This is a genomic window from Sulfitobacter mediterraneus (assembly GCF_016801775.1).
Classification (GTDB): Bacteria; Pseudomonadota; Alphaproteobacteria; order Rhodobacterales; family Rhodobacteraceae; genus Sulfitobacter; species Sulfitobacter mediterraneus_A.
In genome coordinates this window covers 2,678,106-2,695,242 of sequence record NZ_CP069004.1, presented here as the reverse complement: position 1 = coordinate 2,695,242, position 17,137 = coordinate 2,678,106, and the positions used below count along the sequence as shown (strand labels likewise).

At 57.8% G+C, this 17,137-nt stretch carries 19 protein-coding genes; 15 read left to right on the top strand and 4 right to left on the bottom strand.

The genetic code is table 11. The annotated features are described in order from the left end of the window. Positions 1-62: 62 nt before the first annotated feature. The 7 genes from JNX03_RS13350 (at position 63) to JNX03_RS13320 (ending at position 8,529) form a co-directional block, all read left to right on the top strand. A complete protein-coding gene (locus JNX03_RS13350; RefSeq protein WP_203209517.1) occupies positions 63-1,058 on the top strand; it encodes an Hsp33 family molecular chaperone HslO in 996 nt (331 codons plus the stop codon). After that, complete coding sequence (locus JNX03_RS13345; protein WP_231024189.1) at positions 1,048-1,647, top strand: CoA pyrophosphatase; 600 nt, start codon at positions 1,048-1,050, stop codon at positions 1,645-1,647. Before JNX03_RS13350 ends, JNX03_RS13345 begins: the two co-directional genes overlap by 11 nt. Beyond that, positions 1,623-2,801 (top strand): CCA tRNA nucleotidyltransferase, encoded by a 1,179-nt coding sequence (locus tag JNX03_RS13340; protein ID WP_203209516.1) that lies wholly within the window; start codon positions 1,623-1,625, stop codon positions 2,799-2,801. The genes JNX03_RS13345 and JNX03_RS13340 overlap by 25 nt, the downstream gene beginning before the upstream one ends. A gap of 170 nt (positions 2,802-2,971) precedes the next feature. Beyond that, the gene (locus JNX03_RS13335; RefSeq protein WP_203209515.1) at positions 2,972-4,810 is read left to right on the top strand and encodes an ABC transporter ATP-binding protein; all 1,839 of its coding nucleotides are present in this window, start codon (positions 2,972-2,974) and stop codon (positions 4,808-4,810) included. Continuing rightward, positions 4,807-6,639, top strand: a complete 1,833-nt coding sequence (locus JNX03_RS13330) for an ABC transporter ATP-binding protein (protein ID WP_203209514.1) — start codon at positions 4,807-4,809, stop codon at positions 6,637-6,639. Before JNX03_RS13335 ends, JNX03_RS13330 begins: the two co-directional genes overlap by 4 nt. A 37-nt stretch (positions 6,640-6,676) precedes the next feature. After that, complete coding sequence (locus JNX03_RS13325; protein WP_203209513.1) at positions 6,677-7,897, top strand: class I SAM-dependent RNA methyltransferase; 1,221 nt, start codon at positions 6,677-6,679, stop codon at positions 7,895-7,897. Positions 7,898-8,031: 134 nt separating this feature from the next. After that, positions 8,032-8,529 carry a L,D-transpeptidase family protein gene (locus JNX03_RS13320; RefSeq protein ID WP_203209512.1) on the top strand — a complete coding sequence of 166 codons (498 nt, stop codon included), beginning with the start codon at positions 8,032-8,034 and terminating at the stop codon, positions 8,527-8,529. 15 nt (positions 8,530-8,544) lie between these two features. Here JNX03_RS13320 and JNX03_RS13315 read toward each other — a convergent pair whose 3' ends face one another. Continuing rightward, complete coding sequence (locus JNX03_RS13315) at positions 8,545-9,054, bottom strand: CAP domain-containing protein (protein ID WP_203209511.1); 510 nt, start codon at positions 9,052-9,054, stop codon at positions 8,545-8,547. 171 nt (positions 9,055-9,225) lie between these two features. Here JNX03_RS13315 and JNX03_RS13310 point away from each other — a divergent pair, with 171 nt between their 5' ends. Both JNX03_RS13310 and JNX03_RS13305 read left to right on the top strand, forming a co-directional pair. Further along, positions 9,226-9,837: a L,D-transpeptidase gene (locus JNX03_RS13310; RefSeq protein ID WP_203209510.1), complete on the top strand. Its 612-nt coding sequence runs from the start codon at positions 9,226-9,228 to the stop codon at positions 9,835-9,837. 141 nt (positions 9,838-9,978) lie between these two features. After that, on the top strand, positions 9,979-10,161 hold the full coding sequence (locus JNX03_RS13305; RefSeq protein ID WP_203209509.1) for a hypothetical protein: 183 nt from the start codon (positions 9,979-9,981) through the stop codon (positions 10,159-10,161). 85 nt (positions 10,162-10,246) lie between these two features. Here JNX03_RS13305 and hemH read toward each other — a convergent pair whose 3' ends face one another. Further along, a complete protein-coding gene (gene hemH, locus JNX03_RS13300; protein ID WP_203209508.1) occupies positions 10,247-11,293 on the bottom strand; it encodes a ferrochelatase in 1,047 nt (348 codons plus the stop codon). Between the two features lie 54 nt (positions 11,294-11,347). Then, complete coding sequence (locus JNX03_RS13295) at positions 11,348-12,166, bottom strand: methyltransferase domain-containing protein (protein ID WP_203209507.1); 819 nt, start codon at positions 12,164-12,166, stop codon at positions 11,348-11,350. A gap of 11 nt (positions 12,167-12,177) precedes the next feature. On the opposite strand from JNX03_RS13295, the gene JNX03_RS13290 reads away from it, so the two are divergent. The 4 genes from JNX03_RS13290 to JNX03_RS13275 are packed head-to-tail and all read left to right on the top strand — an operon-like array spanning position 12,178 to position 14,485. Next, on the top strand, positions 12,178-12,912 hold the full coding sequence (locus JNX03_RS13290) for a ComF family protein (protein WP_203209506.1): 735 nt from the start codon (positions 12,178-12,180) through the stop codon (positions 12,910-12,912). 36 nt (positions 12,913-12,948) lie between these two features. Continuing rightward, the gene (grxC, locus tag JNX03_RS13285; RefSeq protein WP_203209505.1) at positions 12,949-13,206 is read left to right on the top strand and encodes a glutaredoxin 3; all 258 of its coding nucleotides are present in this window, start codon (positions 12,949-12,951) and stop codon (positions 13,204-13,206) included. 2 nt (positions 13,207-13,208) lie between these two features. After that, complete coding sequence (locus tag JNX03_RS13280; protein ID WP_203209504.1) at positions 13,209-14,054, top strand: carbon-nitrogen hydrolase family protein; 846 nt, start codon at positions 13,209-13,211, stop codon at positions 14,052-14,054. Then, positions 14,051-14,485 carry a MarR family winged helix-turn-helix transcriptional regulator gene (locus tag JNX03_RS13275; protein WP_203209503.1) on the top strand — a complete coding sequence of 145 codons (435 nt, stop codon included), beginning with the start codon at positions 14,051-14,053 and terminating at the stop codon, positions 14,483-14,485. The genes JNX03_RS13280 and JNX03_RS13275 overlap by 4 nt, the downstream gene beginning before the upstream one ends. A 3-nt stretch (positions 14,486-14,488) precedes the next feature. On the opposite strand, the gene ubiG is transcribed toward JNX03_RS13275, so the two are convergent. Continuing rightward, positions 14,489-15,235, bottom strand: a complete 747-nt coding sequence (gene ubiG / locus JNX03_RS13270) for a bifunctional 2-polyprenyl-6-hydroxyphenol methylase/3-demethylubiquinol 3-O-methyltransferase UbiG (RefSeq protein WP_203209502.1) — start codon at positions 15,233-15,235, stop codon at positions 14,489-14,491. Between the two features lie 48 nt (positions 15,236-15,283). Here ubiG and pip point away from each other — a divergent pair, with 48 nt between their 5' ends. Both pip and JNX03_RS13260 read left to right on the top strand, forming a co-directional pair. Then, positions 15,284-16,255 carry a prolyl aminopeptidase gene (gene pip / locus JNX03_RS13265; protein ID WP_203209501.1) on the top strand — a complete coding sequence of 324 codons (972 nt, stop codon included), beginning with the start codon at positions 15,284-15,286 and terminating at the stop codon, positions 16,253-16,255. Then, entirely contained in the window at positions 16,252-17,109 is an 858-nt protein-coding gene (locus JNX03_RS13260; protein ID WP_203209500.1) for an ABC transporter substrate-binding protein, read from the top strand. Before pip ends, JNX03_RS13260 begins: the two co-directional genes overlap by 4 nt. Positions 17,110-17,137 lie beyond the last annotated feature (28 nt).

Sequence of the window (17,137 nt, the reverse complement as noted above, 5' to 3'; positions counted from 1 at the left end):
CCACGGGTTGCCGCCCCTATATAGACGCGGTATGCCAAGCGGCCCCCGATAAGGAAACCCCCATGACCTCTCCTCACCAGCCCACTCAACAGCTCGCATGGGACGACAGCGTTCTGCCGTTTCAGTTGGATCACGCGGATATCCGTGGCCGTGTGGCGCGGCTTGACGGTGTGCTTGATGGCATTCTCAAACAACACGACTATCCTGCGCAGGTCGAAGCGCTGGTGGCAGAGATGGCCTTGCTGACCGCATTGATCGGCCAGACCATGAAACTGCGTTGGAAACTGTCCTTGCAGGTACAGTCGAAAGGGCCAGTGCGGATGATCGCCACTGATTATTACGGCCCGGACGAAGATGGCCGTTCAGCCCGCATTCGAGCTTATGCCAGCTATGACACGGATCGCCTGACGGATGGTGCGCCGATTGATCAGGTCGGCGAAGGGTACTTTGCAATCATGATCGATCAGGGCGAGGGCATGACTCCCTATCAGGGTATTACCCCGCTCACGGGAGAGTCATTGGCGTCTTGTGCAGAGGCGTATTTTGCGCAGTCCGAACAATTGCCAACACGTTTTTCGCTGAGCTTTGGCCGGTCTTCCAGCCCCGACAAGGCCGAGCATTGGCGGGCAGGTGGCGTGATGCTTCAACATATGCCCAAAGCGTCGCCCTTTGCCGCATCGGGAGAGGGAAATGGCGATGTGCTGAGCGCCAGCGATCTGGTGGACGGCGATGAGGAAGAGAACTGGAACCGTGTGAACATGTTGCTCAACACGGTTGAAGATTTCGAATTGATCGGGCCAAGCGTGCCGCCAACAGATCTGCTGCTGCGATTGTTCCATGAAGAGCAACCGCGCGTATTCGATGCTCAGGCCGTGCGGTTTGGCTGCACCTGTTCCGAAGATCGTGTGCGGCAAAGCCTGTCGATCTATTCTGCCAAGGACATCGAAAAGATGACCACCGATGACGGGCGCGTGACAGCGGACTGCCAGTTCTGCGGAGCGCATTACGATATGGATCCGGCAAGCGTTGGGTTTGAGGCCGAAACAGGTGGTGCATAAACAGATTGACGATATCCGCGCGGCCTTGCTGCGCAGTGGATCGTCATCATCGGATTTCGATCTGAACCCTGATGTGGTTTTACCTGAGGGGCGCACATTGCGCCCGGCGGGGGTTCTGGCGCCGATTCATGAGGTTGATGGCAGGCTTGAGCTGATCCTCACCAAAAGGTCATCAGCGCTCAAACACCATCCGGGGCAAATCGCCTTTCCGGGTGGCAAGCAGGACGAAGGCGATGTCGACGTGATTGCCGCGGCCCTGCGTGAGGCCGAAGAAGAGATCGGCCTGCCACGTGATATTGTGGATGTTCTGGGTGTTCTGCCCACGCATGAAACTGTCACCAGTTTTGATGTCACACCTGTAATTGCCTTTGTTAGAGACAGATTCGAGATCAAACCAGAGCCCGGTGAGGTCGAAGAGGTGTTCTCTGTGCCGCTGGACCATGTGCTTGATCCGGGTAATTATCTGGTGCAGTCTCGGCGCTGGCGGGGCACCCGGCGGCATTATTTTGTTGTGCCCTACGGACCCTATTACATCTGGGGCGCAACCGCGCGTATGTTGCGGGCATGGTCAAATCAAATGACATTGTGATTCCTCCCGGCACAAGCTGGCTGAAGGACAAGGATGCACAGGCTGTTTGCCGGGTGATCCAAGAGGGCGGGCACCGGATTTTCTATGTCGGCGGCTGCGTGCGCAATGCGCTTTTGGGTCTGGCAGACAGCGATGTGGACATGTCAACCGACGCTTTGCCGACAGAGGTCATTCAATTGGCAAAGGACGCAGGCATGAAGGCGATCCCAACCGGGATCGACCATGGCACCGTGACCGTCGTTGCGGGCGGCAAACCATTTGAAATCACCACCTTCCGGCGAGATGTCGAGACAGACGGGCGCCGCGCGACTGTGGCGTTTTCCAAAGACATCACCGACGACGCGCGCCGCCGGGATTTTACGATGAATGCGCTTTATGCAGATGCGCTGGGCGCGGTTGTGGACCCATTGAACGGTCTTCCCGATCTTTTGGCGCGGCGGATCAGATTTATCGAAGATCCGGCTGCTCGCATCCAGGAAGACTATTTGCGCATTCTGAGGTTCTTTCGGTTTTCGGCCTGGTTTGGCGATCAACAAGAAGGCTTCGACGAAGAGGCCTTGGCCGCAATTTCTGCAAATACCCAAGGTTTAGAGACACTTTCGGCTGAGCGTGTGGGTCAGGAAATGACCAAGTTGCTGGCAGCGCCGGATCCTGCGCCAGCGGTCGCGGTGATGCGTCAAACCGGCGTGTTGGCAGCGCTGTTGCCGGGCAGCGATGACCGATGGCTGGCTGTTCTGGTGCATATGGAAGACGCGATAGGGCTCTCGCCCAATTGGCTTACCCGGCTATCCGTATTGGGCGGTGAGGATGCGGCCGTACGTTTGCGGCTGAGCAAAGCTTATGGCAAACAGCTTGCCCTGTTGCGAGAGCTTGGATTCGCCGGTCCGCGCCTGCCGGAACTGGCCTATCGGCACGGCGCAGAAACGGCGCGGCAGGCGCTGCTGCTCCGGTCCGTGATCGCGGAAAAAGTGCCGGAACTGTTCGTATTAGAGACGATCAATCAGGCCGCAGCCAAAACCTTTCCGGTGAATGCGGTGGATCTTATGCCTGCGTTCTCCGGCCCTGCGCTGGGCCAGCGGTTGAAGCATTTGGAACAGGCTTGGATCAATTCTGATTTTGCCCTGTCACGGGAAGAGTTGCTGAAATTACCCTGAAGGGTCGACAGCCCGCCCGGAATTCTCTATGCAAATGCATATGAACACGGAGGATTGCAAAATGTATCGCGGGATCTGGTTGAGCTAACGCTCCCCCAAGCGCGTATTCCTATCGGGGCGCAATTGTGTGTCCTGACCATTTTGCAATTTGTATTCCAAGGCCTTTTGCCATGTTCCGTTTCTTTGAAAACCTTATCAATCCTTATGTAACCTACACCGAACACGACAAACCGTCGCAAAAGTTGTGGCCGTTTTTGTGGGACTACTCCCAACCGTTTAAAAAGGTGTTTGCGCTGACCGCATTCATGTCCATCGTCGTTGCGGCGATCGAGATCTGGCTGATCTATTACATGGGTCGTTTGGTGGATCTGCTGGGCAGTGATCCCGCGCTGCTTTGGCAGACCTACGGCACTGAACTGATCCTCGTAGCGCTCTTTGTGTTGCTGATCCGGCCGGCGCTACAAGGTTTGGACGTGCTGCTTTTGAACAATGCGATCATGCCGAACTTTGGAACGTTGATCCGTTGGAGGGCGCATAAGCAGGTGTTGCGGCAATCGGTCGGCTGGTTTGAGAATGACTTTGCCGGACGGATCGCCAACCGGATCATGCAAACCCCGCCAGCGGCGGGCGAGGTGGTTTTTCAAGTCTTTGACGCGATTTCCTATTCACTGGCCTATCTGATCGGCGCAGCGATTCTGCTTACCTTATCGGATTTGCGCTTGCTGGTGCCTTTGCTGGGGTGGTTTGTCCTATACGGGTTTTTGGTGCGCTGGACCCTGGCGCGGGTTGGCCCCGCTGCCAAGGACGCGTCTGATGCGCGGTCTGCCGTAACGGGGCGGGTTGTTGATGCCTATACGAATATCCACTCGGTCAAGATGTTTGCCCACCATGATCTGGAACTGGGTTTTGCCAAGGACGCCATCGAAGAGGCGCGCCGCACCTTTCAAATCGAGATGCGCATTTTCACCATCATGGATGTCTTTCTGGTGGCGCTGAACGGGTTGTTGATTGTTGGCATAGTCGGTTGGGCGCTTTGGCTTTGGACGACAGGCGAGGCCAGCGTGGGTGTTGTTGCGGCCGCTGCGGCGTTGACACTGCGGCTGAACGCGATGACCGGATGGATCATGTGGGCGCTTTCCTCTTTCTTCCGCCAACTTGGGGTGGTGGCAGAAGGGATGGAGACCATTGCACAGCCTATTACCTTGGTGGATGCGCCGGATGCAAAGCCGTTGGAATTGTCCGACGGGCGGATCGAAATGCAAGGGTTGACCCATCATTACGGGCGTACATCGGGCGGATTGCAGGGGGTCGATCTTGAGATCGCTCCGGGGGAGCGGATTGGCCTGATTGGCCGGTCTGGTGCGGGCAAATCCACCTTGGTCAAACTCCTTTTGCGGTTCTATGAAGCCGAAGGCGGGCGTATTCTGATCGACGGTCAGGACATCAATGACGTGACCCAAGACAGCCTGCGCCGGCATATCGGAATGGTCCAGCAAGACAGCTCTCTGTTGCACCGTTCGGTGCGGGAGAACATTTTGTATGGTCGTCCGGACGCCAGCGAAGAAGAGATGATCGCGGCCGCGAAACAGGCGCAGGCGCATGAGTTTATTCAGGATCTGTCCGATCCAGAAGGGCGTCACGGCTATGATGCACGGGTTGGGGAGCGGGGTGTCAAACTGTCGGGTGGCCAACGCCAACGGATCACTCTGGCGCGGGTGATCCTCAAGGATGCGCCGATTTTACTTTTGGATGAGGCGACCTCTGCCCTTGATAGCGAGGTGGAGGCGGCAATTCAGGAAACGCTTTACGGCATGATGGCAGGCAAAACCGTGATTGCCATCGCGCATCGCCTTTCAACTATTGCCGAAATGGACCGTATTCTGGTGTTGGATGAAGGGCGCATAGTCGAAGAGGGGTCTCATGACGCGCTTTTGGCGCGCGGCGGGCTATATTCAGATTTCTGGTCTCGCCAGTCGGGTGGGTTCCTCAAACTGGATGAAGACGCATGAGCATTGGCAATTGGATCAACCCGTTTCGTGCCGCCGAAGGGCCGCCGCCACAAACGCTGGGGGCGTTTTTGCGGTGGTGCTTGTCTGGCGCTTGGCCGGTGCTGTGGCTTGCCGCGTTGCTGTCTGCCGCTGCCGGAGTGATGGAGGCGGGTACAGCGTTGATCCTGGGCCGGGTCATCGATGCCACGGTCAGCGCAGGGCCGGAGGCGTTTTTCGATGGGCAAAATCTGGCGCTGATCCTTGGTGCGATTGGGTTTTTCCTGATCCTGAGACCGATCCTGTTTGCCCTCAGCTCTGCGTCGAATGCGATCATGGTTCAGCCGAATGTGAATCCGCTGGTTCTGTCGCGGTTGCATCGCTGGACGTTGGGCCAGAATGTCGGCTTTTTTGATGATGATTTTGCGGGGCGCATTGCACAAAAACAGATGCAGGCAGCGCGTGCAGTGACCGACATTGCGTCTGAGCTGATCAATGTGGTGGCTTTTGCGCTGGCATCCTTGCTGGGCTCACTTGCGTTGCTCGTGGCGATTGATTGGCGTGTGGCCGTTGGATTCTTGCTTTGGCTGGTTCTGTACTTTGCGGTGATCAACTGGTTCTTGCCGCGCGTGCGCAAACGGTCTGCGGGCCGTGCCGGCGCTCGGGCGATGGTGTCGGGGCAGGTTGTGGATACGATCACCAACATCAAGACGGTGAAATTGTTTGCCCATGCGGATCATGAAGATCGCGCTGCCTTGGGCGCCATGAAAACCTTTCGGGAACGTGCGCTGGAATTTGGCTACCTTGCGGCCGGTTTCCGGCTGACCTTGATGACTTTGGCGGGGCTTTTGCCGGTGGTTCTTTTGGGCGGCACGATCCTTTTGTGGCAACGTGGTCTGGCCAGTGAGGGCGATATTGTTGCGGCAGGCGCCGTGGCGATCCGGATCGCGCAGATGACCGGATGGGTCAGCTTTACCTTGATGGCAATCTATTCCAACGTGGGTGAGGTTGAGGACGGGATGAAGACCTTGACTCCCCGTGTGAGGTTGGAGGACGACCCCGACGCAAAAGTGCTGGATGCCGTCGAGGGCCGGATTGAAATGCATGATCTGGGGTTTGCCTATGGCCGCGAGGCAGGCGGCGTTGAGCGGATCAATCTTACGATAGAACCGGGTGAAAAGCTTGGGATTGTCGGCGCGTCCGGCGCGGGGAAATCGACGCTCGTATCGCTTCTTCTGCGGCTCTATGATGCGGAGCAGGGTCACATATTGATTGATGGTCTTGATGTGCGGGAGACCACACAAGAGAGCCTTCGGCGCAATATCGGGATGGTCACGCAAGAGACCGCGATGTTCAATCGCTCGGCTCGGGACAACATCCTTTATGGCCGACCCGACGCGACCGAGGCTGAGATCAGAGCGGCCGCTGAACGGGCCGAAGCGCATGAGTTTATTCAAGAGCTTGAAGACCATCGCGGGCGCCGTGGGTATGAGGCGCATTTGGGTGAACGGGGTGTAAAATTGTCCGGCGGACAACGCCAACGGATCGCACTTGCGCGGGCCATTCTCAAGGATGCGCCCATTCTGGTGCTGGACGAGGCCACATCCGCCCTCGACAGTGAGGTTGAGGCGGCCATTCAAACCGCGCTGACCCGTGTGATGGAGGGCAAAACCGTTTTGGCGATTGCGCACCGTTTCTCGACGCTGACGGAGATGGACCGCATTATCGTAATGGATCAGGGGAGGATTGTCGAAACCGGCAGTCACGACGCCCTTTTGGCCGAAAATGGCCTTTATGCCCGCTATTGGCAGCGGCAGTCGGGCGGGTTCCTGAATGTAAAGGCGGCTGAATAGGGGTTTTGTGCCGGACTGTGGCGCGGTAAGGCGGGGCATGACAGAACATCAAATTCTTCGACTGGGCCACCACGGCGATGGTATCGCCGATGGCCCGATCTTTGCGCCGCTGACCCTTCCCGGAGAGGTGGTGTCCGGCACAGTTTCGGGAAACACCCTGACGGATGTGCGTATCCTGAAACCGTCTGACGATCGGGTCGCGCCGCCCTGTCGGCATTTCAAATCCTGCGGTGGATGCCAGTTGCAGCATGCATCGGATGATCTGGTCGCGGGCTGGAAGCAAGACGTGGTGAAACATGCGCTGGACGCGCATGGGTTAGAGACTGTTTTTAAGCCGCTTCACACGTCGCCTCCCCAGTCCAGACGCCGGGCGACCTTTGCAGCAAGGCGCACCAAAAAAGGCGCAATGGCAGGGTTTTATGGCCGTGGCTCGGACGTGTTGATTGAAATTCCAGACTGTAAGTTGCTGGCGCCCGAGGTCTTGGAAGGCCGCGCCGTGGCCGAAGATCTGGCGCTGGTCGGGACCAGCCGCAAGGCGGCGCTTGCCGTGACTGTGACGGTATCGGCCAACGGGCTGGATGTCGCGGTGGCGCATGGCAAACCGCTTGATGGGCCGCTGCGGCAAGAATTGGCCAGTCTCTGCGAGCGGCGCGGTTTGGCGCGTCTCAGCTGGGACGATGAGGTGATTGCGATGCGCCATGCACCGGTGCAGGCCTTTGGCCGCGCCGCCGTTACCCCGCCACCTGGTGCGTTTTTGCAAGCCACGCAGGACGGTGAGGCGGCATTGTTGTCTGCGGTCAAAGAGGCGGTTGCGGGGGCGGATGCATTGGCCGATCTGTTTGCCGGTTGCGGCACATTTGCACTGCCGCTTGCAGAAACTGCGCGTGTGCATGCGGTTGAAAGCGTTGCGGAAATGATGACAGCGCTGGATCATGGCTGGCGGATGGCAGAGGGCCTCAAGCCTGTGACAACAGAGACCCGGGATCTGTTTCGGCGGCCGCTGTTGCCCGATGAGATGCGCAAACTGGATGCGGTCGTTCTGGACCCACCTCGCGCCGGTGCCGAGCGGCAGGTGGCCGAGATTGTGACCGCCCGCGTGCCGCAGGTGGCCTATGTGTCGTGCAATCCGGTGACCTTTGCCCGCGATGCCCAGACGATGGTCAGCGCAGGTTACACGTTGAACTGGGTGCAGGTTGTTGATCAGTTCCGCTGGTCATCTCATGTTGAACTGGCGGCAAGCCTGACCGCGCCAACCTGATCCGGCGGTGATTTGCCGGTTTGCGCAGATGTTTCAAAATCGCGGCAATCACAGCTTTTTGACTGCGGGCAATTGGGCTATATGATAGCGCCATAACAAAGGGCAAAAATCGCCTGGCAAATTAGGCAGTACAGATGAACCGCAGAACAGTCATCCTTGGCGGCACCGCGCTTGTCGCGCTGGGCGCATGCAGCAGCAGCAAATTCAAACGCTACAACGGGCCTGAAGTCACCTATGTGGTGGTGAACAAAGAGGCGCGGCGCATGTACCTGCTGCATCATGACAAGGTGCTTGAGGATTATGACATCAAGCTGGGTTTTGCCCCTATCGGTCACAAACAGATCGAAGGGGACGGGCGCACGCCAGAAGGGATCTATCTTATTGACCGTCGCAATCCCAACAGCCAGTTCCATCTGTCTTTGGGCATTTCCTATCCCAATGATGCAGATCGCGCCTATGCTAAGTCCATCGGTAAGGAACCTGGCGGAGATATCTTTATTCACGGGCAAAAGAACCCCCTGAAAAGGGACAAGGGGGATTGGACCTGGGGCTGTATCTCGGTGACCAACAAGCAGATGGAAGATATCTATGCCATGGTCAGGGATGGAACGCCAATCCAGATCAACCCATAGAACAAAGATGTTGGGTCAGTTGCCCATCACCAGCGTCCACCAGATTTTACCGCCCGATTCCTGATGCCAGGCAAAGCCCATGTTGCGTGCATCGGGCGACATGATCACGCGGCGCGTGTCTGGCTGGTCCATCCACGCCGCAAGGGTTTCGAGTTCGGATTCGTAGGTTTCCGAGATGGTTTCGCCCACAAGACGCCCAGCATAGCCAACACGGCTGATCCGGTCGATCGGGGAAGAGCCGTCAGAGCCAAAATGCCATGGGCGATTCTGGCGTGACATGTCCTTGGAATGGGTTGCCGCTGCTGCGTTCAATTTTGAATCCAGTGTAACCGGCGCCCGGCCCGCGGCGCTGCGCAGGGCATTGACACTATCGACCATCCGGAACGGGATCTTGCCCGCGTCGCCGCGGCTGATCCGATAGACCTTTGGCAGCGGCTTGCCGTCTGTTCCAATGCCGGGTTCAACCGGCGCACAGGCAGCGGCAGCCAAGGCAATTGCCATCAAGACAGACAGGATACGGATCATAGCTTTGCTCCAGCAAAATCGGTGTTCTGCCTCTCCTACATTGGGTTGCGTTGCAGTTCAAACGCACATCAGCGTGAGTCTGCCAGTTAACGGTGGTTTGATTTGATACTGCGTCTTTCGCGCCATATATGTCTGTAAAATAGTGAAATTGCCCAATGAGGGAGACATATCATGTCTGACAGTCAATTTTCCAACGGTGGCCGCCGTGCGTTTCTGGCCGGAAGCGCCGCGATGTTGGCCACCCCTGCGCTGGCGCAGGATACCGGCGCCGTCAATTCTTCGACAACCACAGAGAATGAGCGGGATCTGACGGAAACTGTCCGCCGGAATATCTCCAGCTTTCGGACGTTGGATTGGCAACCCTATTTCGACAACACCAACAATGGCGCGATTCTGGTCGATATCGACAGCCGCGCGGTGCATTACTGGTCAGAGGATCAGAGCATCTACAAATTGTATCCGTCCAGCGTGCCACTGACCGAGGATCTGACCCGTCGTGGCCGGACGAAAGTTGTGCAAAAGGTCGAAGGGCCAAGCTGGCGGCCAACGCCATCCATGCTCAAGCGCAATCCGGAATGGCCTCCGTTCATTGGGCCCGGCCCGGAGAACCCTCTGGGAACGCATGCGCTTTACCTCAGCTGGACATATTACCGGATCCACGGCACCCATGACACCCGCAAGATCGGGCGCAAATCCTCCAACGGATGTATTGGCCTGTACAACGAACATATTGCTGAGCTGTTCGGGATGGCCGAAGTGGGCACTCAAGTGTTGCTAATTTGACGACATTTGGGTGATTGTAGGTTGTCTGAATGGAATCCGGGTTTGCAATCCGCTGTATATGCTGTTTAGACAGAACTACGAGGTAAGTCTTGGGTGCGTGTCCGCACATTGATGTGGCACGCCTTTTCTGGAGGTTATGTTATGAAAAAACTCGTTCTCGCCGCTGCACTGACAGCTGCCGCATCGACCGCATACGCTGGTTCGCTTGCAGACCCGGTCATCGAAGCACCTGTTGTTGTTGAAGAAGCCACTGGCTCTTCTTCCGGCATCCTGCTGCCGCTGATCCTGCTGGCAATCGTTGCTGCGGCTGTTGCTGCCGACTAATCGGTATCGACAACTAAAACGGAAAAGGCGGTACCTCGGTACCGCCTTTTTTGTGTCTGAAGGGTAGGTTTTTGCCCGCAAAGGCTCAGTCCAGCCAGCCGCGCAGGTTTTCGGTAATGGTATTGGTCAGCGCGCCGATATGTGCGTCGTCATCATTGAGGCAGGGAATATAGGTAAAGTGTTTGCCGCCCGCCTCCTCAAAGCTTTCCTTGATCTCTTCGTTGATCTCTTCGAGCGTTTCAATGCAATCGGCAGAGAACGCCGGTGCGCAGACCGCGATGCTTGTTTTGCCAGCCTTGGCTTGCCGCGCGACCTCTTCCACCGTGTAGGGTTGCAGCCATTCTTCGGGTCCGAACTTGGACTGGAATGTGGTCATGATCTGGGTGTTGTCCCAACCCAGCCGTTCCTTGAGCAGCCGCGTGGTTTTCTGGCATTGGCAATGATAGGGGTCGCCCTCCATCAGATAGCGTTCCGGCAAACCGTGGTAGGAGCAAATCAGAGTGTCCGGCTTGTTTTCCGCTGCCGCATAGCCCCGCTCGACAGATTGCGCCAAAGCTTCGATATAATCGGGGCGGTCGAAATAGGGCTCAACCACGCGCGCAATGGGTTGCCATTTTTCTTTGCTCAAAGCTGCAAAGAATGCATCGCAAGCGGTTGCGGATGTGGCCCCGGCATAATGCGGATAAAGCGGGAAAAACAAGATCTTGGAACATCCTGCCTTGGTCATCGCCTCGACCTTTGATTGGGTGGACGGGTTGCCGTAACGCATGCAGAAATCCACCATCACGTCATCACCGTATTGTTCCTGCATCCGCGCCGTGATCTTGGCGGTTTGCGCCTTGGTGATGGTCATCAAGGGGCTTTCGCCGGCCTCTTCGTTCCAGATGGATTTATAGGCCGCACCGGATGTAAACGGGCGTTTGGTCAGGATGATCCCCTGCAAAAGCGGCTGCCACAGCCAGGGGGAATAATCGATCACGCGGCGATCCGACAAAAACTCGCTCAGATAGCGGCGCATCGACCAATAATCGTAATTGTCCGGCGTTCCCAGATTGGCCAGCAGAACACCCACCTTTTGTTTCGGCAAAGCGGGGTGGTCAGCATTGGCATGGGGTGGTCGGGCAGGCTGCATGTGGGAAAATCCTAAAAAGGTGATCTTGCTGAAATAGACGCTTTGCCCTTGGGGTCAAATAGGCAGTTTTGTCTCATCGGTCTTTAGGGCATCGGCCAGCCGTTGTTGGGCCGAACCGGGGCGCAAGGGCTTGGGTTGGCTTTCGTCAGGGGCCCACCCGGTGAGGAAGATCAGTTCAAAGGTCGCAGTGATCCGCCCGTTCGTGCCCTGGTAATTGTCCTGATAAAGCTGCGCAGTTGTCTCCAGTACGCGGCGGGCGGTTGGGCGGCGCAAACGACCGGTCAGGGCATTTGTCTCGCCCATGCTGCGCAAATCACGCATCAGATGCCACGCGTTGGCATATTCCACGGTAAGCGGCAGGCTGTCTGCAACGGGCAGGGCAAAACCGGCCCGCTGCAGCAGGGCACCCATATCGCGCAATTCTGCCATCGGTGCGATGCGCGGTGACATGCCTCCGGTTACTGTGGATTCGGCCTGGCCAAGGCAGGCCCGCAGCTCATGCAAGGTCTGACCGCCAAAAGCGACGGACAGGAACAAGCCATCTGGCCGCAAGGCGCGGCGGCATTGGATGAGTTGGCCAACCGGATCATTCGCCCAATGCAGGGCCATCGCATGAACCAGCATGTCATAACTGGCAGGCTCAACCGAAAGGGTGTCGTCGTCAGGCAGAGTGGTCATGTTTGGCAGGCGTGATTCCCAGAAATCAGCAAAGCCGGTGATCAATCCCATCTTGCTAAACGGCTTTTTAACCAGTTGCAGGCGATCCTCCACTTCATCGGCGGCGGTCTGGTGCAGGAACATCCCGTCCGCATTGGCGCGGGCGCGGTGAAGGTGCAGTGCCGTCAGGTCGGTAAGAACAGGATTCTGGGTCATCCGGGGTAGATATGACGATAACAAGCAGACTTCAAACAGGGCTGAACGCCATTTATCCGCCTCGGTGCCTGGCTTGCGGTGATATTGTGGATGGCGATTTTGGCCTGTGCGGGAAATGCTGGCGCGATACTGCATTTGTCGGGGGCATGGTCTGTGACAGTTGCGGGGTGCCTCTGCCGGGCGAGGAGGATGATGTCTCACATCAATGTGATGCGTGTTTGCTGTCGCCTCGGCCATGGGTGCGCGGACGGTCTGCGCTCTTGTATCGCGACACCGGGCGCAATTTGGTTCTGGCGCTGAAACATGGCGACCGACAAGAAATCGCGCAGCCTGCTGGCTTGTGGATGGCCAATACGATCAAGGGACTGGTGCCAGAACAGGCCTTGATCGCGCCAGTGCCTTTGCATTGGCAACGGATGATTCAGCGGCGCTATAACCAATCGGCCCTTCTGGCCAAGGCTTTGGCAGAGCGGAGCGGGCTGTCCTGGGCGCCTGATCTGTTACAGCGACATCGGCGAACACGCCGTCTGGACGGCATGGACCGCGAAACGCGATATCGCACCTTACAGGACGCCATGCGTGTCCACCCGCGTCGGCGACACCGATTGATCGGGCGTCCGGTGCTTTTGGTCGATGATGTAATGACATCCGGCGCGACATTATCTGCGGCGACTCAGGCCTGTCTGGATGCCGGATCGGGGCCGGTCAGTGTCGTAACACTGGCGCGGGCGGTGAAAGACGCTTAAATCCCTCTCAACAGTTATGTTGAAAGGGATCGGTTCATGAAAACCGTCGAGATTTACACATCACCACTTTGCGGGTTCTGTCACGCGGCGAAACGGCTTTTGAACAGCAAAGGCGTCAGCTTTGCCGAGGTTGACGTGCTGGCAAATCCCGACCGCAAGGCCGAGATGATCCAACGTGCCAATGGAGGGCGCACCGTGCCGCAAATCTTTATTGGCGGCGATCATGTGGGCGGGTCGGATGATCTGCACGCGCTCGAACGGGCAGGCAAGCTCGACGCTTTGCTTGAGGCGTGATTATGCAGGCGGCCCTGCTTCAGCTGAATGTGACGGATGATCCGGCAGAAAACCTGCCGGTGACTGTCGGAATGTTCCGGGACGCGGTGGCGCAGGGGGCGGAGTTTGTTCTGACCCCCGAAGTGACCAATTGCGTCTCGACCAGCCGCCGCCATCAACAGGATGTCCTGCAGTATGAGGGCGAGGATCAAACTCTGGCCGCGCTTTGCGATGAGGCAGCGAAGGCGGGGATCTGGCTATTGATCGGATCTCTTGGTCTTAAGACAGACGACCCTGACGGGCGCTTTGCCAATCGCAGTTTCCTGATTGCGCCCGATGGGTCTGTGGCAGCACGGTATGACAAGATCCACATGTTCGATGTGCAGATCAATGAGACCGAGACCTACCGCGAATCCGAAGGATACCGGCCCGGCACGCAGGCGGTGGTTGCGGATACCCCTTTCGCCCGCATCGGGATGAGCGTTTGCTATGATGTGCGTTTTCCCAAATTGTATCAGGCGCTGGCCAATGCCGGTGCGCGGATCATCACGGTGCCTGCAGCGTTCTCTCCCGTGACCGGCGCGGCCCATTGGCATGCCTTGTTGCGGGCGCGGGCGATTGAGACAGGGTGTTTCGTGATTGCACCCGGTCAAACGGGTACGCACGCCAGCGCCAGTCGCAAAACACGGGATACTTATGGTCACTCCTTGGTCGTTTCCCCCTGGGGTGAGGTGATTCTTGACGCCGGGGAAGCGCCGGGCGTTTACAATTTTGATCTGAATATGGAAGAAGGGGAAGCGGCGCGGCGCAGGGTGCCGAGCCTGTCCAATGCCCGAGAATTTCGGCCCCCTGATCCGGTAGACCAATGACGCAAGACAAGAATGCCCTCGCTATATTGCTTTTCAGTGAACTGCTTGCCGCAGATCACGCTGTGCGGGGCAGTCTGACCAGGATTCTACCAAAAGGGATGGAAATCTCACATTTTTCGGTACTGAACGTTCTTGCGTTCAAGGGCGAGGAAAGCACGCCTGCCAAGCTGGCGGAGCGGTTCAATGTGACGCGCGGAGCAATGACCAATACCCTGAACAAGCTGCAATGGGCGGGGTATATCCACGTGCGCCCGGATTGGGACGATGCCCGCCGCAAGATCGTACAGATCAGTCCCGCAGGACGGCAGGCGCGGGATGATGCCTTTGCTGCGATCACCCCGACCATCAACAAAGTGGTTGATGATCTGGGCGAAGAACAGGCGCGCGCCGCTTTGCCAATCTTGCGCGGCATTCGCAAGCAGCTCGCTTAAAGGTCAGTTGGGTCGCGTGCTGGCGGTGACGTAGTTCACGCTCAGATCCCTGTCCGACAGGCTCCAGCTCCAGGCGATGGGATTGAAAACGAATCCCTTGCGATCCACCGGGGTCAGCCCTGCACGGGTCAGCAGGTCAAACAGTTCATCCGGGGTGATGAACTTGGACCATTCATGTGTGCCTTTGGGCAGCCAGCGCATGATGTGTTCGGCACCAACAATGGCCATCATGTAGGATTTTGGATTGCGGTTGATCGTCGAACAGATGTGCAATCCGCCGGGTTTGAGCAGATCATGGCAAGCGGTCAGATAATCAATGGGGGAGGCGACATGCTCGACCACCTCCATGTTCAGAACCGCGTCAAATTGTTCGCCCGCCTCGGCCATCGCTTCAGCTGTGGTGTGGCGGTAGTCAATCTGGAGGCCCGACTGCGCCGCATGCACTTGCGCCACGGGGATGTTGCCAGCAGCGGCATCTGCTCCCACCACATCGGCACCCAGCCGCGCCATCGGTTCGGCCAGCAATCCACCGCCGCAGCCGATATCAAGGATTCGCAGGCCTTTGAATGGCGCGTCTGATTTCAGATCACGGTCAAACTCGCCCGCGATCTGGTTGGTGATATAGTCCAACCGGCAGGGGTTAAGCATGTGCAAGGGTTTGAATTTACCGTTCAAATCCCACCATTCGGCGGCCATCGCTTCGAATTTTGCGACTTCGGCGGGGTCGACTGTTGTTTGAGGCGTTTGCATTCCACGCTCCCTATGCTCTTGTGTTGTGAAAGACTATATAGGGCCGTGATGGACAAGTATCCCGACCAAAAGCGCGCAGTGCAGTATCTTTATCCGCCCGTTGATCCGTTCGATCAGCGGATGTTGGCGGTTGGGCAAGGTCATCAGGTCTATGTCGAGCAATGCGGAAACCCTGAGGGGATACCGGTTGTAGTGCTGCATGGCGGCCCCGGGGGCGGGTGCAGCCCGTCCATGCGGCGTTATTTTGATCCATCGGTGTACCGGGTGATCTTGTTTGATCAGCGCGGATGTGGCCGGTCGCGGCCCCATGCATCGGTCACGGACAATACGACGTGGCATCTGGTGGCGGATATCGAGTTGATTCGCACAACGCTTGGCATATCAGACTGGATCGTTTTTGGGGGATCCTGGGGTGCGACGCTGGCGTTGATCTATGCACAAAGCCATCCCGAAGCAGTGCGCCATCTGGTCTTGCGAGGGGTGTTCCTTATGACCCGGGCCGAGCTGGATTGGTTTTATGGCGGCGGCGCGGGCAAGTTCTGGCCCGAAGTTTGGGCACGGTTTGTGGATTTGATCCCCGAAGACGAACGCGATGATCTGATCGCAGCTTATCACCGGCGGCTTTTTTCCGGCGATCTGCAGGTGGAGCGGCAATATGGCCGTGCATGGGCCGCATGGGAAAATGCATTGGCCTCGATTCATTCGGCAGGGTCTGTGCATGAGGGGCCGGCGGATTATGCCCGCGCTTTCTCACGGTTGGAAAACCATTATTTCACTCATGCCGGGTTTCTTGAGAGTGACGGCCAGATTATCGCGAATATGGACCGGATCAAACATATTCCCGGCACCATTGTGCAGGGGCGTTATGACATGATCTGCCCCCCCAGCAGCGCCTATGCCCTGTCGGAAGCATGGCCAGAAAGCGAACTGATGATGGTGCGGAACGCAGGGCATGCGTTGTCAGAGCCGGGGATTTCAGCAGAGCTAGTGCGGACCATGGATAGGATTGCGGCGCAATGACCCGGCGGTCACATATCGACCGGCGTGCCTTGTTCACCAGCGGTGCAGCTGCGGCGCTTTTGGCGGCGTCGGGCATGTCGGCGTCGGGCCTGCCAAAGCAGGGTGGCCGGTTGCGCATGGCGCTTTCTGGTGCAAATCGCGATGACAGTTGGACCATGGGTGAAGGTCTGTTCATGCAGGTTGCGCGGCAGGGGCTGGTCTTTGACACGCTGACAGAGGTTGCTGCGGATGGCACGTTGCGCCCTGAGTTGGCATTGGATTGGCGTGCGTCCGAGGATGGGCGGATCTGGATCTTTGATTTGCGTCCGGATGTGCGGTTCCACGATGGTCAGCCCTTCACATCCGCAGATGCAGCGGCAAGCCTGGCGTGGCAGTTGGACGCGGATATCGTACCACTTGGCCCGTTTGAGTTGCAAATCACGCTGTCACAGCCCGACGCGGGCCTTCCCCTTCGACTGGCGCAGCCAGATCATGTGATTCGCCCCGCACATGCGCCAGACAGCGGTATTGGCACGGGCCTTTATCAGGTGAAACGCTTTGTGCCGGGGCAGCGGTTGTTGGCAGCGCGCGTGTCTCAACATTACAAGGATGGCAGTGCGGGGTGGTTCGATGAGGTTGAATTGACGTCGATCCCATCAGAGATGGTCCGCGGTCAGGCGCTGGGCGAATACCTTGTGGATGCCGCAGACCTGCATGATGCCAGAGGCTTGGCCGGGATGCCGGATATCGTGTTGCTGCCAGATGCCCGCAATCCGGTTCAGGCGGTCAGTGCCGATCTGGCCCAGCCTGCCCAGATCAGCAACCTGCGCCCGCTGGACAACCTCCGCGCGGCTGAGCGGTGGTGGTTTGGGTAAAGCGGCTTGCAGTTTCGCGCCCATCCCC